The sequence below is a fragment of the Arthrobacter humicola genome (genome assembly GCF_039531445.1).
GTDB lineage: Bacteria > Actinomycetota > Actinomycetes > Actinomycetales > Micrococcaceae > Arthrobacter > Arthrobacter humicola.
In genome coordinates, this window is sequence record NZ_BAAAQB010000039.1 from 1 (window position 1) to 24,671 (window position 24,671).

26 protein-coding genes and 1 pseudogene are annotated in these 24,671 nt (G+C 64.6%); 15 read left to right on the forward strand and 12 right to left on the reverse strand.

Features of this window, described 5'->3' with window-relative positions; translation table 11 throughout:
• Window positions 1-271: 271 nt before the first annotated feature.
• The 4 genes and pseudogenes from ABD243_RS15905 to ABD243_RS15920 form a co-directional block, all read left to right on the forward strand.
• A complete protein-coding gene (locus ABD243_RS15905; RefSeq protein WP_116768748.1) occupies window positions 272-700 on the forward strand; it encodes a YybH family protein in 429 nt (142 codons plus the stop codon).
• Between the two features lie 248 nt (window positions 701-948).
• Entirely contained in the window at window positions 949-1,386 is a 438-nt protein-coding gene (locus tag ABD243_RS15910; RefSeq protein WP_344367407.1) for a hypothetical protein, read from the forward strand.
• Between the two features lie 182 nt (window positions 1,387-1,568).
• Window positions 1,569-2,132, forward strand: coding sequence for a dihydrofolate reductase family protein (locus ABD243_RS15915; RefSeq protein WP_344367408.1), 564 nt, complete (start codon window positions 1,569-1,571; stop codon window positions 2,130-2,132).
• A 120-nt stretch (window positions 2,133-2,252) separates the two neighbouring features.
• Window positions 2,253-2,420, forward strand: a pseudogene (locus ABD243_RS15920) (recombinase family protein); the annotation flags it as partial.
• 49 nt (window positions 2,421-2,469) lie between these two features.
• Here the strand turns inward: ABD243_RS15920 and ABD243_RS15925 are convergent.
• The 4 genes from ABD243_RS15925 to ABD243_RS15940 form a co-directional block, all read right to left on the reverse strand.
• On the reverse strand, window positions 2,470-2,916 hold the full coding sequence (locus ABD243_RS15925) for a universal stress protein (RefSeq protein WP_344367409.1): 447 nt from the start codon (window positions 2,914-2,916) through the stop codon (window positions 2,470-2,472).
• 177 nt (window positions 2,917-3,093) lie between these two features.
• On the reverse strand, window positions 3,094-3,858 hold the full coding sequence (locus ABD243_RS15930) for a sulfite exporter TauE/SafE family protein (protein ID WP_344367410.1): 765 nt from the start codon (window positions 3,856-3,858) through the stop codon (window positions 3,094-3,096).
• Window positions 3,855-4,463: a rhodanese-like domain-containing protein gene (locus ABD243_RS15935; protein ID WP_344367411.1), complete on the reverse strand. Its 609-nt coding sequence runs from the start codon at window positions 4,461-4,463 to the stop codon at window positions 3,855-3,857. The genes ABD243_RS15930 and ABD243_RS15935 overlap by 4 nt, the downstream gene beginning before the upstream one ends.
• A 157-nt stretch (window positions 4,464-4,620) precedes the next feature.
• A complete protein-coding gene (locus ABD243_RS15940) occupies window positions 4,621-4,923 on the reverse strand; it encodes a rhodanese-like domain-containing protein (protein ID WP_344367412.1) in 303 nt (100 codons plus the stop codon).
• Window positions 4,924-5,085: 162 nt separating this feature from the next.
• Here ABD243_RS15940 and trxA point away from each other — a divergent pair, with 162 nt between their 5' ends.
• Window positions 5,086-5,451, forward strand: coding sequence for a thioredoxin (gene trxA, locus ABD243_RS15945; protein ID WP_116768741.1), 366 nt, complete (start codon window positions 5,086-5,088; stop codon window positions 5,449-5,451).
• Window positions 5,452-5,479: 28 nt separating this feature from the next.
• Window positions 5,480-5,851: a hypothetical protein gene (locus ABD243_RS15950; protein WP_344367413.1), complete on the forward strand. Its 372-nt coding sequence runs from the start codon at window positions 5,480-5,482 to the stop codon at window positions 5,849-5,851.
• 31 nt (window positions 5,852-5,882) lie between these two features.
• Here ABD243_RS15950 and ABD243_RS15955 read toward each other — a convergent pair whose 3' ends face one another.
• Both ABD243_RS15955 and lgt read right to left on the reverse strand, forming a co-directional pair.
• Window positions 5,883-7,991 carry a transglycosylase domain-containing protein gene (locus ABD243_RS15955; RefSeq protein WP_344367414.1) on the reverse strand — a complete coding sequence of 703 codons (2,109 nt, stop codon included), beginning with the start codon at window positions 7,989-7,991 and terminating at the stop codon, window positions 5,883-5,885.
• Window positions 7,981-8,943, reverse strand: coding sequence for a prolipoprotein diacylglyceryl transferase (gene lgt, locus ABD243_RS15960; RefSeq protein ID WP_344367415.1), 963 nt, complete (start codon window positions 8,941-8,943; stop codon window positions 7,981-7,983). The genes ABD243_RS15955 and lgt overlap by 11 nt, the downstream gene beginning before the upstream one ends.
• Before the next feature lie 48 nt (window positions 8,944-8,991).
• Here lgt and ABD243_RS15965 point away from each other — a divergent pair, with 48 nt between their 5' ends.
• Window positions 8,992-9,510 carry a MarR family winged helix-turn-helix transcriptional regulator gene (locus ABD243_RS15965; protein ID WP_344367469.1) on the forward strand — a complete coding sequence of 173 codons (519 nt, stop codon included), beginning with the start codon at window positions 8,992-8,994 and terminating at the stop codon, window positions 9,508-9,510.
• 22 nt (window positions 9,511-9,532) lie between these two features.
• Here the strand turns inward: ABD243_RS15965 and ABD243_RS15970 are convergent, their stop codons facing one another.
• The 3 genes from ABD243_RS15970 to ABD243_RS15980 form a co-directional block, all read right to left on the reverse strand.
• Complete coding sequence (locus ABD243_RS15970; RefSeq protein WP_116768738.1) at window positions 9,533-11,170, reverse strand: MFS transporter; 1,638 nt, start codon at window positions 11,168-11,170, stop codon at window positions 9,533-9,535.
• Window positions 11,171-11,345: 175 nt separating this feature from the next.
• Window positions 11,346-11,729 (reverse strand): SHOCT domain-containing protein, encoded by a 384-nt coding sequence (locus ABD243_RS15975; RefSeq protein WP_425547226.1) that lies wholly within the window; start codon window positions 11,727-11,729, stop codon window positions 11,346-11,348.
• A gap of 181 nt (window positions 11,730-11,910) precedes the next feature.
• A complete protein-coding gene (locus tag ABD243_RS15980) occupies window positions 11,911-12,270 on the reverse strand; it encodes a PLDc N-terminal domain-containing protein (protein WP_344367416.1) in 360 nt (119 codons plus the stop codon).
• A 378-nt stretch (window positions 12,271-12,648) separates the two neighbouring features.
• Between ABD243_RS15980 and ABD243_RS15985 the strand changes: the two genes are divergently transcribed.
• Window positions 12,649-15,417 (forward strand): MGH1-like glycoside hydrolase domain-containing protein, encoded by a 2,769-nt coding sequence (locus ABD243_RS15985; protein WP_344367417.1) that lies wholly within the window; start codon window positions 12,649-12,651, stop codon window positions 15,415-15,417.
• A gap of 48 nt (window positions 15,418-15,465) precedes the next feature.
• Window positions 15,466-16,995, forward strand: a complete 1,530-nt coding sequence (locus ABD243_RS15990; RefSeq protein ID WP_344367418.1) for an alpha-amylase family protein — start codon at window positions 15,466-15,468, stop codon at window positions 16,993-16,995.
• Between the two features lie 26 nt (window positions 16,996-17,021).
• On the opposite strand, the gene ABD243_RS15995 is transcribed toward ABD243_RS15990, so the two are convergent.
• Entirely contained in the window at window positions 17,022-17,177 is a 156-nt protein-coding gene (locus ABD243_RS15995) for a hypothetical protein (RefSeq protein ID WP_161958273.1), read from the reverse strand.
• A 145-nt stretch (window positions 17,178-17,322) separates the two neighbouring features.
• Between ABD243_RS15995 and ABD243_RS16000 the strand changes: the two genes are divergently transcribed.
• Window positions 17,323-17,766, forward strand: a complete 444-nt coding sequence (locus tag ABD243_RS16000; RefSeq protein ID WP_344367419.1) for a DUF3054 domain-containing protein — start codon at window positions 17,323-17,325, stop codon at window positions 17,764-17,766.
• Between the two features lie 88 nt (window positions 17,767-17,854).
• Window positions 17,855-18,136, forward strand: coding sequence for an Lrp/AsnC family transcriptional regulator (locus ABD243_RS16005; RefSeq protein ID WP_091251634.1), 282 nt, complete (start codon window positions 17,855-17,857; stop codon window positions 18,134-18,136).
• A 73-nt stretch (window positions 18,137-18,209) separates the two neighbouring features.
• On the opposite strand, the gene trpD is transcribed toward ABD243_RS16005, so the two are convergent.
• Complete coding sequence (gene trpD / locus ABD243_RS16010; RefSeq protein WP_116767724.1) at window positions 18,210-19,271, reverse strand: anthranilate phosphoribosyltransferase; 1,062 nt, start codon at window positions 19,269-19,271, stop codon at window positions 18,210-18,212.
• A gap of 148 nt (window positions 19,272-19,419) precedes the next feature.
• Here trpD and ctaE point away from each other — a divergent pair, with 148 nt between their 5' ends.
• The 4 genes from ctaE (at window position 19,420) to qcrB (ending at window position 23,765) form a co-directional block, all read left to right on the forward strand.
• Complete coding sequence (gene ctaE, locus ABD243_RS16015) at window positions 19,420-20,058, forward strand: aa3-type cytochrome oxidase subunit III (protein WP_202615894.1); 639 nt, start codon at window positions 19,420-19,422, stop codon at window positions 20,056-20,058.
• A gap of 87 nt (window positions 20,059-20,145) precedes the next feature.
• Window positions 20,146-20,934 carry a cytochrome bc1 complex diheme cytochrome c subunit gene (gene qcrC / locus ABD243_RS16020; protein WP_344367420.1) on the forward strand — a complete coding sequence of 263 codons (789 nt, stop codon included), beginning with the start codon at window positions 20,146-20,148 and terminating at the stop codon, window positions 20,932-20,934.
• Window positions 20,935-21,034: 100 nt separating this feature from the next.
• On the forward strand, window positions 21,035-22,108 hold the full coding sequence (qcrA, locus tag ABD243_RS16025) for a cytochrome bc1 complex Rieske iron-sulfur subunit (protein ID WP_344367421.1): 1,074 nt from the start codon (window positions 21,035-21,037) through the stop codon (window positions 22,106-22,108).
• Window positions 22,086-23,765, forward strand: coding sequence for a cytochrome bc1 complex cytochrome b subunit (gene qcrB, locus ABD243_RS16030; RefSeq protein WP_344367422.1), 1,680 nt, complete (start codon window positions 22,086-22,088; stop codon window positions 23,763-23,765). Before qcrA ends, qcrB begins: the two co-directional genes overlap by 23 nt.
• Before the next feature lie 78 nt (window positions 23,766-23,843).
• Here the strand turns inward: qcrB and ABD243_RS16035 are convergent, their stop codons facing one another.
• Window positions 23,844-24,635 carry a GntR family transcriptional regulator gene (locus ABD243_RS16035; RefSeq protein ID WP_116767714.1) on the reverse strand — a complete coding sequence of 264 codons (792 nt, stop codon included), beginning with the start codon at window positions 24,633-24,635 and terminating at the stop codon, window positions 23,844-23,846.
• Between the last annotated feature and the right edge of the window lie 36 nt (window positions 24,636-24,671).

Here is a 24,671-nt window from a genome sequence, read left to right on the forward strand (position 1 = left end):
ACCCTTCACCACGGACCGGCAGGCACCAGATGAGCGGCCCCGGAACCAAATCCCAGGAGCCGCTCATCTATGCCTCTTGACAACCAGAACTACATATCAGTCTGACACTGCAGTCGACAACGACCCGCCAACACCCTTCACCACGGACCGGCAGGCACCAGATGAGCGGCCCCGGAACCAAATCCCAGGAGCCGCTCATCTATGCCTCTTGACAACCAGAACTACATATCAGAATTTAAGCGTTCCCAAGGATCCCTTCAGGAGGCATGCCATGGACTTCGACACCGCCCTCGCCCAGTACCACGACGCGTTGGACACCTTCGCCAGAGGCGACGCCGAGCACCTCAAGCGTTTGTACTCCCACGGCAACGACGTCGTCCTCGCAAACCCGTTCGGCCCTGCTGTCCAGGGCTGGGCCGATGTCGAAGATCGAACGGATTTCGCAGTAGCGCACTTCCGTGGCGGGGAGTGCAGGTCATTCGAAAGCCTGTACCGTCTGGTGTCGGCTGACACAGCCATCATCCACGAAGTCGAACACTGGAAGGCCATGGTTTCGGGGCGGGCGGAAGCAAGTCCGTTCACCCTTCGGGTCACCACGGTCTTCCGAAAGGAAGACGGTACGTGGCGTGTCCTGCTCCGCCACGCGGACCCGATCAGCAGCCCAGACGATAACGGACCACTCCGGGGCGGGACTGCGTAGTCAAATGGCCCGCAGTATCAGCAGTGGCGGGAGCTACTGCACAGGTTCCACGAGCCGTTTCCGCTGATCGAACACTACGGGCTCGTGAACTCTGTTCCTCGGTAGAGTGCCCGTATGCTGGCTGGCGGACGCCGTCCCGGAAGGGATCCCCTACCGGGCACCTCACCACGGAACAGCCGCTTTCACACCAATCGCGGCGCGGCATGCCTTGAACTGAACATCGCGAGACGGGGGGTAGCCTTCTGGCTATGCAGCCACTCGTGGCGACTTGCATCCGACGGCCGTTTCATTGGGGAATCGTCATCATCGCCGATGCCAGGTCTGGAAGCCAGATTCCGGACGTGGACCCCGAGAAAGCTGTTTCGTCGAACGAACATGGCATTGTCGCGCTGATCCGTCATGCACAGGACATCGACACGTTCGAGGGCGAATTCGACTGGGCCGAGGCTCAAGTGCTCGTTCGCCTTCTGACCCGGCCGGAGCCTCCCTCGACGGATAGGCGCGAGGTGTTCCGAGGAAGGCTAATGATAGCTAGCGGCAGAATTTCAATCGGGGACGCCGATGGTGAAGTAGTCCATCCCGCCCACGAAGGTTGGAACGAGCTCATCGTCACGGTCGCGTCCAATGTCGCTGTCAGCAACCTCTCACCGGAAGAACTCCGGATCGACCTTATTCCCGCCGGTTAGCGTTCGAGCTTTCAGCAAGAACGAGGCGCCCGAAAGCTGAACACCTGCAGGCAAGCTAAGGCTATGGCATCCAGATCTTGGGCATTACGGTGGCTCCATGAGGGACAGGATGCTGCCGATCATATGCGGGACGACAGAGTTCCATGACGCCCTCGACCACGACAAGACGGAAGGCTGGCGCCATGCGAAAACTGATCTACGGCATGAACCTGACCCTGGACGGGTACATCGCCGCGGCCGGCGACGACATCGGCTGGGGCGGGCCGGGCGACGAACTGTTCCAGTGGTGGCTCGACCAGGAGCGGGCTAGCAGCCTGTCGCTGTACGGCCGCAAGCTGTGGGAGACCATGAGCTCCTACTGGCCGACCGGCGACCAACAGCCCAACGCGACCCCGGCGGAGATCGAGTTCGCGCGGAACTGGCGGGACACGCCGAAGGTGGTGTTCTCCTCGACGATCGACAAGGTCGACTGGAACACCCGCCTGGTCACCGGCGACGCGATCGCCGAGATCACCCGGCTCAAGGCCGGGGACGGCGGCCCGATGAGCGTCGGCGGCGCAATGCTCGCCGGGGCGGCCATGCGGGCAGGGCTGATCGACGAGTACGCACTGGTCACCCATCCAGTCCTGGTCGGCGGCGGCACGCCGTTCTTCACTGCGCTGGACAGCTGGGTGAACCTGGACCTGGTGGAGACGCGGATGTTTCCCGGCGGCGTGGTCCTGACCAGGTACGAGACGAGGCGCTGAGCGCGATTCCTCCGCGCGGTCGGGGAAGTACATCCACCACCAGCCGCCCCATGGCGGTGGCCAGCAGATAGTCCGGAGTGTGCCTGCGCACCGCCCCCGCCCCGCACATCGGCGACATAAATGGCGGTCGCCAAGGCGAAGGGCCGCCTCCATGGGAAACAGCCGAAGCTTTCCACGAAGCAGGAGGCCCACCTGGTCTCCGTTGACCAGGCAGGAGTGCACACGACGGCGGAACCTGCCGAACTCTTCACCGTGGCGCGCTCAACCGTATACCCGCGCCAACAGAAGCGCAGGCGACATCGCATGACCCTTGGCGCAGACACCAAGGGCAGTGATTTCAGCGTTGACCTGTATCTGCGCCGGTACGGACTACCACCACAGGGCAATGGGCATGGTGCACTGCATGGCTCGACACCGACCCCAAGAGCATTCCGGCGAAGCCGCCGTGGCCATGCGATCCGACCACCAGGAGATCGGCTCCGGCTGCAGCCTTCGCGAGTACGTCGGCGGAATGCCCCTCCGTCACCTCAGCGGTGACCGCAAGGCCGGTTCCGGTTGCCCGCCGCAGCGCACCAGCGTTTGCCCGCCGGGCGTTGTCGCCGAACGAATCATGGTCCTCAGCCTTGCCGGCAGCATCACCGATGACGGGGTAATGCCATGCAGTGACGACGTGAACCTCCCCGGTTCTCAGCCGGGCCTCCTCAAGGGCCCAATCCAACGCCGCCAGCGACGAGTCCGACCCATCGACCCCGACGACAATCCGGAAAACCGTACCCGCCGCCATCGTGCCTCCCTACGGAAACTGCGTGTTCGCCACACGGCGTCGTGCCGCACGGCCCACGATCCTCCCGTCGCACCGTGGAATCAAGGCGCCACTGTTGGAGGCGGCCGTGGCGGGCAACGAGAAGGGCGCCGGAGGACAGGTCCTCCGGCGCCCTTCTCAATCCACGGGCAGCCACTCTCAGGAGAGGAGCGCCTGCATAGCGACATAGGCGGCGATCACCAGCACCAGGATGCCAAAGCCCCGCTTGAGGACTTTGTCCGGGATGCCGGTGCCGATCCGCCCCGCCATGAGCGATGCGACCATTGCGGCCCCGGCAAAGGCTGCCGTGACGGCCCAGTCGATCTGCAGATCACCCAGGTGGGCGGCGAAGCCGGCCGCCGAGTTGATCACGATGATCACCAGGGAGGTCCCGACGGTCAACGCCATCGGGAGTCCGAGAACCAGGGTGAGCGCCGGGACGATCAGGAAGCCGCCGCCGACGCCCAGCAGACCGGTCAGGAACCCGACGACGGCGCCGGTGGCGATTGCCTTGGGCAGGCAGCTGCGCCAGTTGACGCCGCCGCCGGGCAGTGCGCAGGCACCGCCCAAGGACTTGGACGGCATCAGCATCCGGATGCCGGCGAAGACCATGATTGCGGCAAAAGCCAGCAACAGGATCTTCGGGTCCAGAAGCCGGTTGACCATCGCGCCAAGGTACGCCGTCACGGTTCCTGCCGCGCCGATGATCAGCGCCAGGCGCCAGTTGACGCCGGCCCGCAGCCGGGGCAGCACCGCGACGGCGGAGGAAGCGCCGACGACGACCAGCGACGTCGGGATTGCCGCCGCAAGCGGCAGCCCCACGCCATAGACCAGGGCGGGCACGGCGAGGATGGATCCGCCGCCTCCGACCAGGCCCAGCAGGCCACCGACGATCAGCCCGAAGGCCGCCGCGGAGATGATCATGCCCGGGCGTCCAGGTTCTTCAGGGCCTGGTGCGCGGTGGGCTCGTTCGCAGAGCGGTTCCACGGCATCTTGGAGAGCATCTGACCCATGGCACAGCTGTTGGTGGCCGCGGAGAACGTCAGGCCGGCGCCGATGCCGCCGGCAATCAGGCCGAGTTTGGGCGAGATGAACTTGCTGCCGAGCACGCCAGCAAGGACAAGGGAGCCGGCGGTCATCCGGACCTGACGTTCCAAGGCCCAGGCGCCACGGCCGCGGACAACGTTCCCGCCGGCCGCTTCATAGGCGGGCACCCCGCCGGACAGGACACTGGCACTGGCCAGGCCGACGGCGTCCAGGTGCTTGCGGGCCTGCTCGGCCCGGTTGCCGGACTGGCAGACAAGGACCACGCGGGTGCCCATCTTGGCCGCGAACTCTTCGGTGTGTTCGCTCAGCATGGCCAGCGGCACATGGTAGGAGCCATTGATGTGCATGGCATCGAACTCTGCGCCGCTTCGCACGTCGATGATCATCAGATCATCGTGGTTGTCTTCCCAGGCCTTCAGGGTCGAGGCATCGATGGATTTGGGGGCTGCATCAAGGGCATTGGTCGTGTTCAAGGAAGTCATGATCTCTTTCGGTATATCTTGGAGCATTTCTTGTGGCGGCCCCGCGCTTGCGGGTGGCCGCCCTCCACCGCCCGGTTCGCCATGTCAGGGACACGGTCCGGGCAAATGGAAGCCCGGGCTGCATGTGGGGGCATGCCGCCCGGGCAGTCTGGTGTGATCAGGCGGTCGGGAAGCCCGCGGCCGTCCAATCAAGCATTCCGCCGGGCACGGTGTACGCCGTGTAGCCCGCGGCCGACAGCTGGTCCGCGGCGGCCGCACTCCGGCGTCCGCTGCGGCACACGGCGATGACGGGACGGGCCTTGTCCAGCTGGCTGAGGCGGCCGGCCAGTTCGCCAAGGGCAATGTGCCTGGCACCGGGGATCATGCCTTCAGCGATTTCGGCTGTTTCGCGCACATCCACAATCTGGGCATCGCTGCCGCTCTTGAGCTGTTGTGCGAGCTGCTGTGGGGTGATTTCCATGTGCTGGACCTTTCGGTAGGACGGGGCTGAGGTGCCACACAAACTAAGGACCCGGCGGTTCCCGGCGGGCATCTCCCTCCTTCAATAATGATACCCCCAGGGGTATAAAAGCAAACCGGCACCGCCCTTGAAGTAATACCCCCCGGGGTATAGAATTCCTGCATGGCAACCATCGACATTTCCGAAAAGACCTTCAACGACACCATCACCGGCAACGGCATCGTGCTGGTTGACTTCTGGGCAGCCTGGTGCGGACCTTGCCGGATGTTCGCCCCCACCTTCAGCAAGGCCTCCGAGAACCACAAGGACGTCGTCTTCGCCAAGGTGGACACGGAGGCCGAGCCGGGCCTCTCCGCTGCCGCCCGTATCACCTCCATCCCCACCCTGATGGCCTTTCGGGAGGGGATCCTCGTCTTCTCCCAGCCCGGGGCAATGAACGCGGCCGGGCTGGAGCAGCTCATCACCGCCATCAAGGACCTGGACATGGACGCGGTCCGGGCAAAAATGGCCGCTGTCCCGGCATCGTAGGACAACCCGAGCACAGCTAGGCACAGCCATGGATACGAACAATACGGTCGCGCCGGAAACCGCAGGCGGCGATGCCCAGGGAAGGGTCCACGAACGGCTCAGGTCCCTGGGCGCTGACTGGCGCCGGCTTCGCGGCTGGCAGCGGTCACGGGTGGCCGCCGCGGGCATCGCCGCTGCCGCCGCCGCCGCGCTTGTGGTCTCAACGAATGGCATGATGACAGCAGTGGGTGCCCCGTGGTGGTCTTTTGTGATCGGCGGGGCCGGTTCGCTCCTGGCCGGACTGGTGGTGGGCAGTTACATCAGCGCACCCGTCGGGGCCGAGGCGACCTGCTCTTTCCAACCACGCCGGGCTCGTAGGGCCGCCCCGATGCCTGAGGCATCGGGCATCACAGACGGATAAACGACCAGTTTTCCGGCAGCCGGGGCCTTCATCACCCCAGCATGGACGCCGGCGGCAGGGCAAACGGCGCGGCGGGGAACTGCTGCGCTGCAGCATCCATGAGGTGCCCCCATTGGCCTCCGGCAATATCGGCGCCGTCGACGGCGGCATAGTACTTTCCGTTGATGGTGATGTTCTGGTTGACCCAGCGCGGGCCGATGCCCTGGTAGCTTCCGAACCATGATGCTGTGGATATGCCCGAGGTGGCACCGACGGTCCAGGTCATGGTGTTTCCGTCGGTGGTGCCGGTTTTGGCGAAAATGTCATGGCTCTTGGTGACCGGGATGTTGTAGCCGGAGCCCCTGGTCAGCACGTTCTTCAGGGCGTAGGTGACGCCGGCAGCGACATTGGGGTCGATGGCTTGCCGGCAGTCCGCGCCGGGCACAGGGTAGTTCCGTCCATGCGGGCCGGTCACCGAGTCCAGGGCGATCGGGTCGCAGTGCACTCCCTTGGCGGCGAACGTGGCGTAGGCGTTGGCCATGGTCAGCGGGGCGACGTCCTGGGTCCCGATCAGGTTGGCGATGCTGGACAGGTCGTAGGGCTGGTTCGTGTGTCCGTTGGTGACTCCTGCCGCCGTCGCCATTTTTTGGATGTTGCAGAAATCCAGCTGGGCGGCCGACTGGAAGGTGATGGTGTTGATCGACTGGTAGAGGCCCTGCAGGACACTCATCGGGTAGTAATGATTGGGGTCGTCGTTCGGCAGCGGGGTCTGGCCGAGGGCCGGGTCGTAGGATCCGGTGGTGACACCGCAGGAGTTCTTCCAGGGGTATCCGGCCCTGTAGACGCGGACCGATCCATCCAGCTGGGTGGCCATCGATTTTCCGGCGTTGAGCCATTCCGCGAAAATGAACGGCTTCATGGTGGAACCGATCTGGAACCCGCCGGCACCGTCGAGCGGCTGGCCGTTGGCGTCCTTCTCGGGCAGGGCGAAGTTGCCCATATAGTTGCCCGGCGCCGTGGCAGGGTTGTAGACGGTGTTCTGCGCCATGGTCAAAACCTTGCCGGTTCCGGGTTGGACGCTGACCAGCGAGGAACCGCGCTGCAGGGGATCCGCGGCGGGCAAGGAGGCGTCAACTTGCTCCTGGGCTACTTTTTGGAGCGCCGGGTCCAGTGTCGTGTGGATGGTGAGCCCGCCCAGGTAGAGGAGCTTCTTGCGGGCCGCTTCATCGGCCCCGAAGGCGGGGTCGTCGAGGATCAGCCGCTGGACGTAGTCGCAGAAGTACGGCGCCGTCGCCGCGCCGAAGCAGCCCTGGCTGCTGGGGTGGACGTTCAGTCCAATCGGCGCTTCCACGGCGGCGTCGTGTTCCGATGCGGTGATACGTCCTTGTTGGAGCATCTTGTCCAGGACTTCGTTCCGGCGGGCCACCACATGGTCAGGCTCGGTGAGCGGGTCGTAGTAGACGGGACTGTTCACGACGCCGGCCAGGGCTGCGGCCTCGGGCAGGGTCAGGGCACTGGCGGGGACGTTGAAGTATTCTTCGGCGGCGGCGTCGATGCCGTAGGCGCCGTTGCCGAAATAGACGATATTCAGGTAGCCCTGCAGGATCTGGCCCTTGGAGTATTTCGTCTCCAGGGCAATCGCAAGCTTCATCTCCCGCAGCTTGTCGCCGATCGTCTTGGCGTAGCCCAGCTTGACCTGATCGCCTTTGCCCTGCTGGACAAGGGATTCGATGATCATGTTGTTCACGTACTGCTGCGTGATGGTCGAGGCGCCCTGGCGTCCGCCCTGCGCGGTAGCCACGATCGCCCTCAGGATCCCGGTGGTGTCGATTCCCCCGTGCTGGTAGAAGCGCGCGTCCTCGATGGCGACGATCCCGTCCCGGATGAACGGGGACATCTTGTCCAGCGTCACGGGCGCACGGTTTTCTGCGTAAAAGGTGGCAATCACGGACCCGTCGTTGGCCAGCACCGTCGAGGCCGCGGGCGGGGCGCTCATATCCAGGTCATCGGGCAGCCGGTCAAACATGCCGATCGAATTGCTGACAGTTGTTCCCGCCACGGCGGTCGCCGGGAGGAAGAGCCCCGCGACCAGGACGCCGCAAAGTGCGCCGGCACTAACGAACGAGAGGATCTTCCCCCATCGCGAGTCCCTACTCGGCATCGGCGTGTTCCCTCGGTGCACTCTCCTGTTTCGGCCGCAGGCCGGACGACGGCGGTTGTTCATCGGCGTCGACGCCGGCGTCGATGCGGGCTCCATCCGGCAAGGCGACCGAGCGACCGCGGCGGAAGAGCAGGACGAATCCGGCGGCCCCTGCCAGGAAGATCAGTGCCGCCACCCAGGTGTTCACCCTGAGCCCCAGTATCAGGTTGGCGTAGTCCGAGCGCATCAGCTCAAAGGCAAACCGCCCGGCCGTGTAGCCCGCGACGTAGAGAGCGAAAACGCTTCCGGCTCCGAGGCTGAATCGCCGGTCCAGGTAGAGGATCAGGAAGCCGACCGCGACGCACCAGAGGGACTCGTAGAGGAATGTGGGCTGGAAATAACCGAGAACGACCGGAGCGCCGGAGGCGTTGGTGAGCGCGGACCCGGTGGCGTAGTCCATCTGGTGGATCTGGAGTTTCCACGGCAGCGTGGTCGGGTCCCCGTAGAGCTCGTTGTTGAACCAGTTCCCCCAGCGCCCCAGGGCCTGGGCAAAGAGCACGCCCGGCGCCACCGCATCCAGGAATGCAATGAGTGACACATTCGACCTGCGGCAGCCGATCCATGCCCCAAAACACCCCAAGGCGATCGCGCCCCAGATGCCCAGGCCGCCGTCCCAGATGGCGAACGCATTCCAGGGGTTCGCTCCGGGAACGAAGTACAGCTCCGGATCGGTGACGACGTGGTAGATCCGGCCGCCGACAATTCCTGCAGGCACCGCCCACAGGCAGATATCCAGAACCTGCCCGGCGTCGCCGCCGCGGTCCGCCCAGCGGCGGGATCCCAACCAGACGGCCACTGCGATGCCGGCCATGATGCACAGGGCATAGAAGTGAACGGTCAGCGGGCCCAGATGAATGGCACTGACCGTGGGTGAAGGAATGAAGGAATCACTGTCAAGAATTAGTTCGGTCACAGAACTATTCTATAGGGGGAATATTCGGGATAGGCTGGCGTCGTGGACATGGCCGATGTATCGATACAGGAAACGGGGACGGCCGGCACCGCCGCGTGGTCATTGACCGGCGCCATCACACGTCTGCGCCGCGTCCTGCGCTCGAGCGTGCGGCAGGAGTTTCCCTGGGAATCACTGCCCATGGCCCAGGTCGAAGTCCTCCAGCGGCTGGCCGACGAACCGGGCCTGGGCGTTAGCGGGCTTGCCGCTCGTCAGCGCTTGGCAACCAACACGGTGAGCAACCTGGTCCAGCAAATGGTGGCGTCCGGACTCGTTGAACGCCTGGCCCGTCCCGGCGATCGCCGGTCCGTGAGCCTGAGCCTGACCCCTCAGGGCACTGAGGTGCTAAGCGCGTGGCAGGCAGCCAATGACCGGCGGCTCGGCCATGCCCTAAAGCGTTTGCCGTCGACCTATCAGAAAGCCATCGAAGACGCTGTGCCAGCCCTGGCGGCGCTCGCGGCCCTGCTGGAATCCGACGAGCAGAACCGGGACAGCCGCCCGGGAACAGAGCCGACCCCGCCCAGATGAGTGCTACAGGCTAACGCGGCCCTCACGCAGCGCCCGATGGCGCGGAATCAGTCTCCGATTCCTCCGTCGGCTTCCGCCGGACCAGTGCGGTGGGGATGTTCTTCGAGAACAGCAGCGAAAGCGATCCGATGAACACCAGGGCCACCATCGATGCCCTGAGCGAGGACACCTGCGAGTCGGCGTAGAGCGTAGTGAGCGTGGCGGCGTCGCCAGGTGAAAGGCCCGCCTGCGTCGCAATGTCGTCCACGGTGGACACGGGCACAATGTTGACGCCGGCCTGCGTTTGGGCCGCAACGAGATCCTTCACGTTGCTTGGAAGGTCGCTGCTGTCCACAGCACCCAGGAACGAGCTTGAGAGCGACGCGATCAGGACGGATCCGATGAGGGCCGTTCCCAGCGAGGAGCCGAGGTTCTGGAAGATCCCCTGGAGCCCGCCGATCTCACTGGACCGCTCGACCCCGACACTCGACATCGTCACGTTGCCGATCTGGGATGCCAGCAGCCCCAGGGCGGCTCCCGCGAAGAACATTCCGACCGCAAAGAGCACGCTCCGGAGGTCCAGGGACACCGATCCGAGCAACACGAAACTGCTCGCCACCAGGATGAGCTGCCCGAGCCGAACAATGCGGCGCGGGGACCAGATGGCCGTCAGCCGGGTGCCAACAACCGAGAACAGAATCAGCGAAACCGAGAGCGGAAAGATCTTGATGCCGGTATCGAGCGCGTTGAGTCCAAGGGTCATCTGCAAATACACCGGAATCATGAAGAACAGGCCCGCCGTGATCATGTATTGGGCGGCGAGGACGGACAAGCCGGAACGCAGCTGCTTGATTGACAACATCGAGACGTGAACCAGCGGGGGACGCCCCCGCCGGATGAGTGCTTCCTGCCGGGCAAAGAAGGCCCACAGCAGGAATCCTCCGGCCAATATCAAGTAAGGCACCAGGGACAGGCCCAGCGGATTGATGGGAACGCCGCCGATCTCCGGCGAGTGCTTTGGCAAAATCCAGCCCCACGTCTTGCTTTGGAGCATGGCGAAAACGATCAGGGTCAGGCCCGCCGCCGAGAGCAGGACACTGACACCATCAATTTTGATGCTTTGCGGGCGGCTGGTGTCGGGCACAAGGCGTGAAAGGACGACCACGGCCGCCATCACCACGACTTCGCCAACGAACACATACCTCCAGCTCAGGTACGTTGTGACGTAGCCGCCGATGAGGGGGCCCAGTGCGACGGCGGCCCCCGAGGTCGCCCCGATGATCGCGAACCCTGTCACCCTGTCCTGGTCCTGGTAATTGTTGGCGATGAGGGCCGCGATAGCAGGTATCACCAGAACGGCCCCGACGCCTTCGATCACGGACCACCCGATGAAGAGGACCACGATGTTGGGGCTGAGTGCGGTGAGCAGGGAGCCGCAGGCGTAGATGATGGAGCCGATGACGAAGGCGCGCCTCCGCCCCCAGACGTCGCCGAGTTTCGCGCCGAGCAGCATCAGTGAGGCCATGGTCAGCGTATAGAAGGTGATGGCAGCCTGCATCGCGGCTACGGTCGTGTTGAGGTCATTCACGACCGTCGAGATCGAAACGTTCATCACGGTGCTGTCCAGCACCATGACGAATTGTGCGCAGCCTAGGATGATGCCGGCGGTCCACTTCTTCATTTGGTGACACGCAGTTCTCGAGGTGTTGTGCGCAGCCGCTGCGGGGCGCGGCGTGCGCCTGGCTCACGTCATGCCGCCGCACCGGGCCCAGCGGCGCAACTCAACAACGGTCCGCCGGCCCCGCTGACGGCACGGGCGACGATGAAGCCCATGAGGGCAGGACACAAACGGCCGGTCAGGCCCGGCTCAACGCTTTCGCCTTGAGCGCATCGAACTCGCCCTGGGTCAGGGTGCCGGCGTCGAGGAGCTCCTTGGCCTTGGCGATTTCCTGGGTGGGGGACGCCGTGGCAACGGAGCGGATGTATTCAGTCGTTTCGGCTTCCGCCTGGCGTGCACTCTTGGCCTGGCGTTCCGCCATGCTGCGGCCGCGCGCGATCAGGTAGACAAGAACGGTGAGGAACGGCACGAAGACCAGAAATAGTATCCACACGGCCTTGAGCCAGCCGTTGAGGTCGCGGTCCCGGAAAATATCGGAGATCACGGCAAAAAGTGCAAACAGGTACGAGACGAAGGCAAATCCCCAAAAGAATAGCCAGATGACGTTCCAGAATTGCTCCACGGGAGCCATCCTTTCGTTCCGAGGAAGCCCTGCTGGCATTCCCTTAAGGGCCAAAGTAGCCTTCCCTGGCACTCGCCATTAGGACCATAAGGCCTGTATTGAGCGGGGTGGGGCCGCCATGCTCCATCTCTATGCACGGAGAGCGCAACCGCCTCGAAATCCGGCATTACCCAAGTGACATTTATCCCAAGGCCCTGGCCTTGAGCATCTGGAATTCGTCGCGGGTGATCGTGCCTTCATCAAGGAGCCTTTTCGCCGCCGCGATCTGTTCGGCGGGGTTGCTGTTGGCGGTCCGACGAACGTAGTCCGCCATGTCATCACTGGCCTCTCTCTGGCTTGCGTCCTGCCGCACGGATTCCCGGACGGCCATTTGCTGCCCGTAGAACAACATGTAGGCAAGGCAACCGAGGAGCGGGAAGAGGAGAACGGCGAGAATCCACATGGCCTTTACCCACCCGGGGCGCAGACGATCCGAAAAAATGTCCTTGATGACCAGAAACAGCACTATCAGGTACGCGGCGAACATAACGAACGAAAACATGAGCCATATGGCATCCCAAAAACCCATTGCCTCCGCCTTTCGAGAGACCTTGATGCCTTCATGAGCCGGGGCGACTCAGGCGATCGACTCAGCTCGCCCCAAGCCTACGCACGGGGCCCGCATTGTCAATGAATCGCATTGTCTCTCCAGTGGGCGACGTCGGTCCTCGTCCAGTCGGACCGGACTCGACGAGGTGAACGAACGATGAATTATTGTTCCTTAGCAACGACGGCGGCACGCCGCCTGATAGCATCAGCCCAAATGGGCACACCCGGCGCGGTGGATGGCGTCATTGAGGGTCGACGGCGACCAAGTCTTGGGCCGCGGTCCGGGCATGTCTTGAGAGATTTGGGCGTCACCACTTCCTGGGAGGACCTCATGACCGACGACACGGCGCCGCCAGCGGCACCTCGAATTGCCACCGCTGAGCATGCCCGGCTGGCCGAGGCCACGGGTGCGGCGGAGGATGTCCTGTTCGAGGCGAATCCCTGGTACGAGTGGGGGCCTTACCTGTCGGAGCGGGCCTGGGGCACGGTTCGGGAGGACTACAGCGACGGTGGTGACGCGTGGGATTATTTTCCGCATGACCATGCCCGGTCCCGTGCGTTCCGATGGAACGAGGACGGCATGGCGGGGCTGTCCGACATTCACCATGACCTGTGCTTGGGGTTGGCGCTGTGGAACGGGGCCGATCCTATCCTGAAGGAGCGGATGTTCGGGCTGACCGGTCCCCAAGGCAACCACGGGGAGGACGTCAAGGAATACTGGTGGTACCCGGACGCGTTGCCCAGCCATGCATGGCTGCGGTGGCGGTATCACTACCCCCAGGGAGAGTTTCCCTATCAGCAGCTGGTTGAGGAGAACGCCCGTCGTTCCCGGGACGAACCCGAGTTCGAGTTGCTGGATACCGGTGCCTTCGACGGGGGCCGGTACTGGTCCGTGGACGTCGCATACGCAAAGGCCTCACCGACCGAGGTACTTGCCCGGATCACCCTCGAAAACCATTCAGCCGAGGAAGCAGCGATTTCGGTGTTGCCCACCATGTGGTTCCGCAACACGTGGCGGGTCTCGGGCGGCGAGGCGCCGTCGTTGTTCCTGGACGGAGACGGGGTTGCGGTCGAACACCCGCGACTGTCCGGCTACCGCCTCGATGCCGCTCCCACCAAGGACGGCGTCCGGCCACAGGCGTTGTTCTGTGACAACGAGACGAACACAGCCCGCCTGTTCGGGTCGGCTCCGGTCACCGCCTATCCGAAGGACGGCATCAACGACCACGTCGTCTCGGGCGCAGACACCGTAAATCCGCAACATCGGGGCACCAAGGCATCCTGGTGGTATCAGGTGACCGTGCCGGGAGGCGGTCGGGTCGAGCTGCGGCTGAGGCTGCACCGGCCGTTCCCCGACCAGGCCACTCCCCCCGCCGGCTGGTCCGACTCCTACTTCGATGACGTCATGGCAGCCCGGGAGCAGGACGCGGACGAGTTCTACACAGCGATCGCCCCCGCTGAGATCGGTGCCGAACCGATGCAGGTGATGCGCCAGTCCTGCGCAGGGCTGATCTGGAGCAAGCAAATGTACCCGTATCGGGTCAACCGGTGGTTGGATGGCGACCCCACCCAGCCGGCGCCGCCGGCCGGGCATCGTAACGGCCGGAACACGGGGTGGCGGCACCTGGACTCGTTCGACGTGCTTGCCATGCCCGACCCGTGGGAGTACCCGTGGTTCGCGGCCTGGGATCTGGCGTTTCACTCCATCACCTGGGCGCACCTGGATCCCGCGTTCGCCAAATACCAGCTGTTGGTGCTCCTTCGGGAGTGGTTCCAGCATCCGAACGGCGCGCTGCCCTCCTACGAGTGGAACTTCGACGATGTCAATCCGCCCGTCCATGCGCTGGCCGCCATCCGGGTGTTCGTCATCGACGGCGGCACCGACCTGCACTTCCTGAAACGGGTGTTCAACAAGCTGCTGCTGAATTTCACCTGGTGGCTCAACCGGCAGGACCCCGACGGGAACAACCTGTTCGGCGGCGGCTTTTTGGGTTTGGACAACATCAGCCCAATCGACCGATCCCACCTGCCCCCCGGCTTCAAGCTGGACCAGGCCGACGGCACCGCATGGATGGCGTATTACTCCGTGGCCATGCTCACCCTGGCCACCAAACTCGCCGAATACGACGACGTCTATGAGGACATGGTGGTGAAATTCCTGGAACAGACCGTACTGATCATGGACGCACTGGAGGATTCAGGCTGCTATGACACCGAGGACGGCTTCTTCTACGACCGGCTCACCGACCCTTCCGGGAACAGCTTCCCGATCAGGGTGCAGACCCTCGTCGGGTTGATCCCGGCACTGCCCGCGGTCGCGCTCCCCACGCAGGACACGGACCGGAACCGCCGGCTGCGGAAGCGGTTCGCCGGACGGTTGGAACAGACCGAGCGGCACGAGATCCTCGATTGGCAGGTCCGTGGCTCCGGGGAGTCCAGGCGGACGCTGCTGTCGGTCCTCCCGATGGACAAGCTCGCCCGGCTGTTCGGTACCTTGTTCGACGAGGAGGCATTCCTGTCTCCCCACGGCCTGCGATCGCTCTCCAAGCGCCACAACGCGCCCTACACGGTTCCGGGACTGCCCACCGCCGCAATCCAGTACGAACCAGCCGAATCGCGGACCGCCATGTACGGCGGCAATTCCAACTGGCGGGGACCTGTGTGGCTGCCGGTCAACTACCTCATCATCCGGGCGCTGCTGCAGTACGACCAGTTCTTCGGTCCCGACTTCACCGTCGAATACCCCACCCGTTCCGGTCACCGCCTGACCCTGCGGGAGATTGCCGGTGACCTCAGCGATCGCCTGGTGAGCATCTGGCTCCCCGGGCCGGACGGACGCCGACCGGTCTATGGTGGCGCGGACCTGTTGCAGAACGATCCCGCGTGGAAGGACAACCTGCTGTTCTACGAGTACTTCCACGGCGACAACGGGGCCGGACTCGGCGCCATGCACCAGACCGGGTGGTCCGCGCTGGTCGCGGACCTCCTTCTGGACCCGCCCCACCATAGCCACCGGCTGGTGTTCGGGGACACCGCGGACCCCACCACCACGACAGGACCGCAGGAAACGCACCACCGAAACCATGTCCAACAAGACTGAGGGGCGGCTGTCCGTCTCAGGAGAGTCACGATCGGCGAGGGAGTTGTGATGGACGGGATGCCAGCGCCGGACCGGCCACCGGGCCTGACGCCACCGGTGGCCCACCCCTTTATCTACGAGATCAACACATGGGCATGGCTCGAATCACTCAGCGTGGAAGAAAACAAACCGATCGATCTTGGCTCCGTCCCGCCTCGGCACTGGGACGAGATTGCCGGCCTGGGCTTCGATTCGGTCTGGTTGATGGGAGTCTGGCGTCGCAGCGCCGCCGGAATCGCGATCGCACTGGCAAATCCAGCCCTGCGGTCCGATTTCCAGGCCGCTCTTCCCGATTGGCGTGCCGAGGACGTCGTCGGGTCGCCGTACTGCATCAGGGACTATGTGGCCGACGACCGCCTCGGTGGCCCCGCCGGGCTTGCCGCCGCCCGGGAGGCGCTCGCCGCGCGAGGTCTCCGCTTGATCCTGGACTTCGTGCCGAACCATGTCGCCCCGGATCATCCGTGGACCACGGGGACACCCGGGCTCTTCGTATCGGGAACTACCGCGGATCGGGACCGGGATCCGACGTCCTTCATCGAGGTGGGCGGCCGGGTGCTCGCCAACGGACGGGACCCCTACTTCCCGGCGTGGCCTGACGTCGTTCAGCTCAATGCCTTCGACCCGGCCCTGCGATCGGCGGCAGTGGAGACGCTCAGATCGATCGCCGATCAGTGCGACGGGGTACGTTGCGACATGGCGATGCTGGTCATGAACGACGTTTTCGCCCGCACTTGGGGTGCCCGGGTCGGGCCGGCACCCAGCGCAGAATACTGGCCCACGGTGATCACCGCCGTCCGCGAATCCCACCCGGGTTTCGTGTTCCTCGCCGAAGCCTATTGGGATCTTGAGTGGTCCCTGATGCAGCAGGGCTTCGACTACTGCTACGACAAGCGCCTGTATGACCGTCTTCTCCGCGGCAGTGCCGAGGAGGTGCGGCTCCACCTGCTGGCGGAGCCAACGTATCAGAATGCCCTCGTCCGGTTCGTGGAGAATCACGACGAGCCACGGGCCGCGGCTGCGTTCGGGGGCGGCCGGACACAGGCGGCAGCGGTGGCGGCACTGACCCAGACCGGGGCTCGGCTGATTCACCACGGCCAGCTGTTGGGGCGGCGGGTACGCCTTCCCGTGTTCCTCGGTCGTTTCCCTGCCGAGCCGGCCGACGACGAGCTGGCGGCCTTCTACCGCCGGCTCCTGGCGGTTGTCGCCGACCCGACCCTTCGGGCCGGGCACTGGCAATTGTGTGAACGGGCGGGGTGGCCGGGCGACAACACCTTCGAAAACCTCGTCGCCTGGAGCTGGAACGGCGCCACCCGGTGGCTGATCGTCGTGAATCTGAGCGATGCGCCCGCAACAGGTCGAGTGAGCGCGCCGTGGCCGGACCTGCGGGGACACCGGTGGCAGTTGACCGACCCGACCCGGGACATGCGTTTCGACCGCGCCGGCGACGATCTGGCCGACGGGCTGTTCGTCAGGCTTGACGCATGGCAATGGCATTTGCTCCGCCTCGACCCATTGCCGGAAGGCGCTGACCACGGCTGACGGCAAAGTCCGCTACAACGGCGACCCTAGAAGAAGTGCCGTTCGCTGGCGGCGTCAGGCGAGGGATGCACGACGGGAGCCTCGCCGAGTTCGAGCAGGATGTCGTTGATGCTCAGCTGGCCGTCCAGTTGTGGGTCCAGCTGCACCGGGACGATCGCGTCCGGGACGGCATCGGTACTCATGCCACGATCATATGTGCGGACCGGCACGGGGCCCGGGGGCCACGCCGTCCGGGCATTATGCGCCGTCGTAAGCCTGATTGCGCATGGCGAGGCTGCCACCGGCCGGACACCACGACGCCGGAGCGGCAAGGCTACGCTTGTAGGTATGCCTTCTCGAAGCCCGCAAGCCCCCCGCCCGTCAGTCCACGACGCCGCCAAACCCGGCCTCCCGCCCGGGCAGACGGCGGCCCTGGCCGCCTGCGCCGATGCCTTCCTGATTCTGCTCTTCGCGGCGATTGGCCGCGACGCGCACCAGCGGGGTGAAATCATCACGGGCGTCTTTGCCACCGCGTGGCCGTTCCTGGCAGGCGCGGCACTTGCATGGCTCGTCCTCCGGCTGTGGCGCGACCCCCTGCGGCTGTGGCCGGCCGGCGTCGGCGTCTGGCTCGGAACAGTCGGCGTCGGCATGATTCTGCGCGCCGTCACCGGGCAGACGGTGGTGCTGCCGTTCATCATCGTGGCCCTGCTGAGCCTCGGGGTGTTCCTCCTGGGTTACCGCCTTGTGGCAGCCGGCGTGCGGCGGCTGCGTTCACGCCGCCGGCAGGCCTGATGCACTAGGCTTGCAGAAGATGGCAGGGCCCGCACACGGGCCGCCGACAGGCCCGCAAACGGCGCAACCGATCCGGAAAGGCTCACACGTGGTCACCGCATTCGTCCTGATCAAGACAGACGCTTCACGCATTCCGGAGACCGCTGAGGAAATCTCCGCCATCACGGGCATCAGCGAGGTCTATTCGGTGACCGGCGAATGGGACCTGATCGCCATTGCCCGGGTCGCCAAGCATGAAGACCTGGCCGAAGTCATCGCGGACAAACTCTCCAAGGTTCCGGGCGTGGTGCACACCACCACACAGATCGCCTTCCGCGCCTACTCCCAGCACGACCTCGACGCGGCTTTCGCCCTCGGGTTCGAACAGTAGCCGGCACCAAGTAGCGCAAACGTCAGGGGCGGGGCCGGCAGATTCTGCCGGCCCCGCCCCTGACGTTTGCGGCTCAGGCAGCCTGCGACAACGCGACCCACCGGTCCAACACCGCGGAGGCCGCCCCGGACTCAATGGATTCCTCGGCCCGCTTCAGCGCAGCCGCCATGCGCTCCGCGAGAGGACCGGCGGCGTCGAGGTCGAACGCCACGAGGCCGGCGGCGGCATTGAGCAGCGCCGCATCGCGGGCCGGCCCGGGCGCGCCGGCGAGGACAGCACGGACGACGGCGGCATTGGCCGCAGCGTCGCCGCCGCGCAGCTCCTCCAGCGTCGCCTGCCGGATACCGAGTTCCCGCGGGTCAAACGTCTCTTCTCTAACCTCGCCGTTGCGGATCTCCCACACCCGGGACGGGCCGGTGGTGGTCAGTTCATCCAGGCCGTCATTGCCGCGGAACACCAGGCCCCGGCTCCCCCGCTTGGCCAGCACGCCGGCCACGAGGGGGGCCATCCGTTCATTGGCGACCCCCACGGCCGAAGCCTGGACATGTGCCGGGTTGATCATCGGGCCCAGGAAGTTGAACGCGGTCGGGACGCCGAGTTCCCGGCGGGCGACGGCGGCATGCCGCATCGAGGGGTGGAACACCTGGGCGAAGCAGAAGGTGATCCCGGCTTCTTCGGCGTTGAGCGCCACGCGGGCAATCGGCAGATCCAGCCGGACGCCGAGCGCCTCCAGGACATCGGCAGATCCCGACGACGACGACGACGCCCGGTTGCCGTGCTTGACCACCTTCGCGCCGGCGCCGGCACAGATCAGCGCGGCCATCGTCGAGATGTTAACAGTGTTCTGCTGATCGCCGCCGGTGCCGACGATGTCCAGCTTCTCGCCGGCTATGTCAATGGGGTTGGCGTTGGCCACCATGGCTTCCACGAGGCCGGCAACCTCATCAACGGTCTCGCCCTTGGACCGCAGGGCCACGAGGAAACCGGCCACCTGGACCGGCGTGGCCTCGCCCGACATGATCGAGTTCATGGCCCATTCGGTGCTCCCGGCGGTGAGGTCCGCGCCGCCGATGAGTGCGTTGATGAGCCGCGGCCAGGTGTTGCCTGCCGCCTGTGCGGATGCCTGAGAAGTCACCTCCCGATGCTATCGAGGTCGGCCCCGCAAAGACCAATGTGAACCCCTCCGGGAACTTTTCCGCGCGAATTCGCGTCTTTGTAGAAAAAGTCCTCCGAAATGGCGGTTTGCGTTGGGCAGGACGGACTTTTATAGACATAATGTCTATGTGACATCTGCGACCCATGCCCCCAGTACCCCGGCGCACCCGACGCTGAACCGCCCGAACATGGTTTCTGTTGGAACCGTTGTGTGGCTGTCCAGTGAGTTGATGTTCTTCGCCGGTCTCTTCGCCATGTACTTCACACTCCGTTCGACCTCCGGACTGATGTGGGCTGAAGAGACAGCCAAGCTCAACTTCCCCTTTGCGCTCGTTAACACGATCGTCCTTGTGGCAAGTTCCTTTACTTGCCAGATGGGCGTCTTCGCTGCGGAGCGGCTCCAGCCGCGCCGGACCGGCGGAGTCTTCAGCTTCACCCGCTGGGGGATGAACGGATGGTTCATCCTCACGTTCCTCATGGGTGCCTTCTTCGTTGCCGGTCAGACGACCGAGTACTCCATGCTCGTATCCGAGCACGTCTCGCTGTCCTCCAACGCCTACGGTTCCGCCTTCTATATAACGACAGGCTTCCACGGCCTGCACGTCATCGGCGGCCTGATTGCCTTCCTGCTCATCTTGGGCCGCTCCTTCGCCGCGAAGAAGTTCGGCCACTTTGAAGCAACCTCGGCGATTGTCACCTCGTACTACTGGCACTTCGTGGACGTCGTCTGGATTGGCCTCTTCCTGGTCATCTACGTCCTCAAGTAGCCCTGACTTGACTCTTTTTCTACAAGAGGCAGAATTTCAAGAAGCGGCTCCAGGAGCCACCGCAGGATCGAATAAAGGAACCACCACGTGAAGGCACTCTCGCAGAAGCGACGTCACCCACTGGCAGCAATTGCGCTGCTGCTGATGGGCCTCTTGGTCACGGGTGGGCTGTACGCCGTTGCCACCACCGTCAACCAGGCCAAGGCCGACACCAACACCTATAGCGCAAGCGACGTAGAGGAAGGCGGCAAGCTCTTCGCCGCCAACTGCGCAACCTGCCACGGCATGGGTGCCAGCGGCTCTCAGTCCGGACCGTCGCTTGTGGGCGTCGGCGCCGCCGCTGTTGACTTCCAGGTCGGCACCGGCCGCATGCCCATGCAGATGAACGGCCCGCAGGCCCAGAAGAAGCCCAACCAGTTCAACGAGGAACAGACCAAGCAGCTCGCTGCTTACGTTGCCTCGCTGGGCCCCGGCCCGGCCGTCCCCGAAGCGGGTGTGCTCGATGAGAAGGGCGACGCCGCCAAGGGCGGGGAACTCTTCCGCACCAACTGCGCCATGTGCCACAACGCCGCCGCCGCCGGCGGTGCCCTGACCCGGGGCAAGTTCGCCCCGGCGCTCTCGGGTGTCTCCGGACAGCACATCTACGAGGCCATGGTCACCGGCCCCCAGAACATGCCGGTATTCAATGACGCGAACATCTCCCCCGAGGGGAAGCGCGACATCATCACCTACCTGAAGCAGATTGAATCCAATGGCTCGCCCGGTGGCGCAGATCTTGGAGCTTTGGGACCGGTTTCCGAAGGTCTCTTTGTCTGGATCGCCGGGTTGGGCGTCATCATCGCGTTCACGATCTGGCTCACATCCCGCACCTCCTAAGCGGACCTTGCACCTGTAAGAATTTTCTGCTGACCCGTCAGCAGTTTGAATTGAAACCTAACTCGGCATAGGCCGAGACGAGAGAAGGATGAGGCGAATTATGGGCAACCATAGTGACGGCAGTCCGAACCACTCGGGCACCGTAGCTACGGCTGGTCAGAATGAGGTGGAGAAGTTCCAGGATCCTGGAATTCCCCCGCACCGTTTGCGCCTGGCTGACACGGACCCGAGGGCCGCAAAGAAAGCAGAACGGCAGGTAGCCCTTCTGTTTGGCACCTCGGTCGTTGGCACCCTGATATTCCTGGTGTCGTACTTCGCGATCGATCTGGGGAACGATTCCTCGATCGCCACGATCCGACTCCAGAATGCCTTGCTGGGCATCGGCACCGCGTTCGCGATGCTGGGCATCGGCACCGGCATCGTCCACTGGGCCAAGGCCCTGATGCCGGACCACGAGGTCTCGGAAGAGCGCCACGCGATCCGCACCGAGGAAGACCGCCAGGCTGCCGTCCGCATCGTTGATGACATTGTCGAAGAAACCGGCATCAAGCGCCGGCCGCTGATCCGCAATACCCTGCTCGGCGCGGTCGCACTCGCGCCCCTGCCGGCCCTCGCCATCTTCGGTGACCTCGGCCCCCGGCCGGACTTCGCGCTGGCGCACACGCTGTGGGCTCCGGCCCCGGATGGCAAGCTGAAGCGCCTTGCCCGCGACCCCGATGGCACTCCCATCAAGGCCGCGGACGTCACCATCGGCTCCGCTTTCCACGTCATCCCGGAAGGGCTGAACGAACTGAGTGAAGGCAAGCTGAACGAGAAGGCCAAGTCCGTCGTTCTGCTCATGCGCCTGGACCCGAACGAGCTCCACCCTTCCCCCGGCCGTGAAAGCTGGGCCTACAACGGGATTGTCGCGTACTCCAAGATCTGCACCCATGTTGGTTGCCCTGTTGCCCTGTACGAGCAGCAGACCCACCACCTGCTGTGCCCGTGCCACCAGTCAACCTTTGACCTCACCCAGCAGTGCAAGGTTATCTTTGGCCCGGCCAGCCGTCCTCTCCCCCAGCTGCCTATCGCAGTCGACGCCGAGGGCTACCTGGTCGCCACGAGCGACTTCCATGAACCCGTCGGACCGAGCTACTGGGAGCGTGAGCAGCATGTCCTCAACAACAACGCCTGATGCCCCTGTCTTCGTCGCCAAGACTACAGGCGGCCGCATCACCGACTTCGTCGACCAGCGTGTTGGCGGCTCCGGAATCCTCCGCGAATTCGGCCGGAAGGTCTTCCCTGACCACTGGTCATTCATGTTTGGCGAAGTGGCACTGTACTCCTTCGTCATCCTGCTCCTCTCGGGCACGTTTCTGACGTTCTTCTTCGATCCGTCCATGGCGGAAACGCACTACGCGGGCTCGTACACGCCGCTGAAGAACGTTGAAATGTCCGTGGCGTACAGCTCCTCCCTGAACATCTCCTTCGATGTCCGCGGCGGTCTGTTCATGCGCCAGGTACACCACTGGTCCGCACTGCTGTTCGTCGCCTCCGTGTCTGTGCACATGCTTCGCGTGTTCTTCACCGGCGCTTTCCGCAAGCCCCGCGAGCTGAACTGGGTGGTGGGCGGCGTCCTGCTCATCCTGTCCATGGCTGCAGGCTTCACCGGCTACTCGCTCCCCGATGACCTGCTCTCCGGCAACGGCCTGCGCATCATCGACGGCGTCATCAAGTCCATTCCGGTCATCGGCACCTACACCTCGTTCTTCCTCTTCGGCGGCGAGTTCCCTGGCACCATGATCATTAGCCGCCTCTACATGCTGCACATCCTCCTGGTTCCCGCGCTCATCCTGCTGATGATCGTGATGCACCTCTTCATGGTGGTTGTGCACAAGCACACGCAGTACCCCGGCCCCGGCCGTAACGACGGCAACGTCGTCGGCTACCCCCTGGGTCCGGTTTACGCGGCGAAGGCCGGTGGCTTCTTCTTCATCGTGTTCGGTGTGGTCGCCCTCATGGCGGCGTTCTTCACCATCAACCCGATCTGGAACTACGGTCCGTACGACCCTTCACCGGTGTCGGCAGGCACGCAGCCTGACTGGTACATCGGTTTCGTTGACGGCGCCCTGCGCCTGATGCCGGGCACGATCGGCGACTGGAAGGTCGAGCAGGTGTGGTTCGGCTACGTCTTCACCTTCAACGTCCTTCTGCCGGCGCTCGTCCCGGCCGGCATCCTGTTCACCGTGATGTTCACCTACCCGTGGATCGAACGCTGGATCACGAAGGACAACCGCGAGCACCACGTCCTGGACCGTCCCCGCAACGCTCCTACCCGTACGGCCATCGGCATGGCGGGCTTCGTTTGGTACTGCGTGATGTGGGCCGCCGCAGGCTCGGACCTCATCGCCACGCACTTCAACGTTGCCCTGAACGATGTGACCTACTGGCTGCGCGCGCTGTTCTTCGTCGGCCCGGTGATCGCATTCGTCGTGACTAAGCGCGTCGCCCTGGCGCTCCAGCGCAAGGACCGTGAGATCGCCCTGCACGGCCGTGAAACCGGACGCATCGTGCGCCTGCCGCACGGTGAGTTCATCGAGGTTCACGCCCCGCTGGACGAGTACAAGCGCTATAAGCTGGTCGGCTTCGAGTCACCGGCCCCGCTTCCCGCGGTGCCGAACGAACACGGCGTCGTGGACCGCAAGGAAAGCCGCCGCGCCAAGCTCTCCCGCTGGTTCTTCGAGGACCGGGTTGCCCCGGTCACTCCTGCCGAGTTGGAAGCCGCACACGGCCACCACGGCAGCCACGAGGCCGTCGAGGCAGCAGCTTCGCAGAAGACGCTGAGCCACTAGGCAGCACCAAGCAGCACTAGCAGAAAGGCCCGGTCCCCCTTGGGACCGGGCCTTTCTGCATCTGGCTGGCTGCTGTGGCTACGGGCGGTAGCCCGAGGCGTAGTTACGAGTGGGCCGGACGCCGGGGCGCTGCAGGGGCACCCAGAGCTTGTACCGGTCGGCCCGGTAGTAGGACACGGAGTAGTCCACCATCGCGCGGGCCACAAAAGCATGGCGCTGGATCTTCAGCAGCGGCGTGCCGACCTCCACGTTCAGGAGCCTGGCCGTTGACGGCGAGGCGGCCGTCGCCTCGATCATGTCCTCGCCCCATTCCATGACCAGCCCGTAGCGTTCGCTCAGCACGTTGTAGAGGGACGTGGGCGGTGCCTCATCCAGCAGGCCCGGCACCCGGTGGGCCGGGATGAAGTTCTCGTCCACGCTCATGGGCTCGTTGTCGGCCAGCAGCAGCCGCCGGAACCGGACCAGAGGCGTGCCCTCCTCCAGTTGCAGCTCGCGGGCCAGGAAGGCGCTGGCGCCGATCTGTTCGAAGCTCAGGACCTTCGCCGCCGGGACCATGCCGCGGCGCTGCATCTCCTCACTGTACGAGGTCAGTTTGACCTGGAGGTCGAGTTTGGGCTTGCGCACGAACGTGCCAAGCCCCACGACGCGTTCAATCACTTCCTCGCCCACGAGCGCATCGATGGCCTGGCGGACGGTCATCCGGGCGAGTCCGAACCGCTCGGCGAGGTCGCGCTCAGACGGCAGCGCCGAACCCGGCGGGCAGGCCGCAGCGATGTGCGCACGGAGGATTTCACGCAGCTGGACGTAAATGGGGATGCCGCTCTGCCGATCAATGTCGCCAACCATCGCGGACGCGTTAGAAGACGGCATGATGCAGCCTCGCAGCGGGTCCCGGCGTGGGAAAAA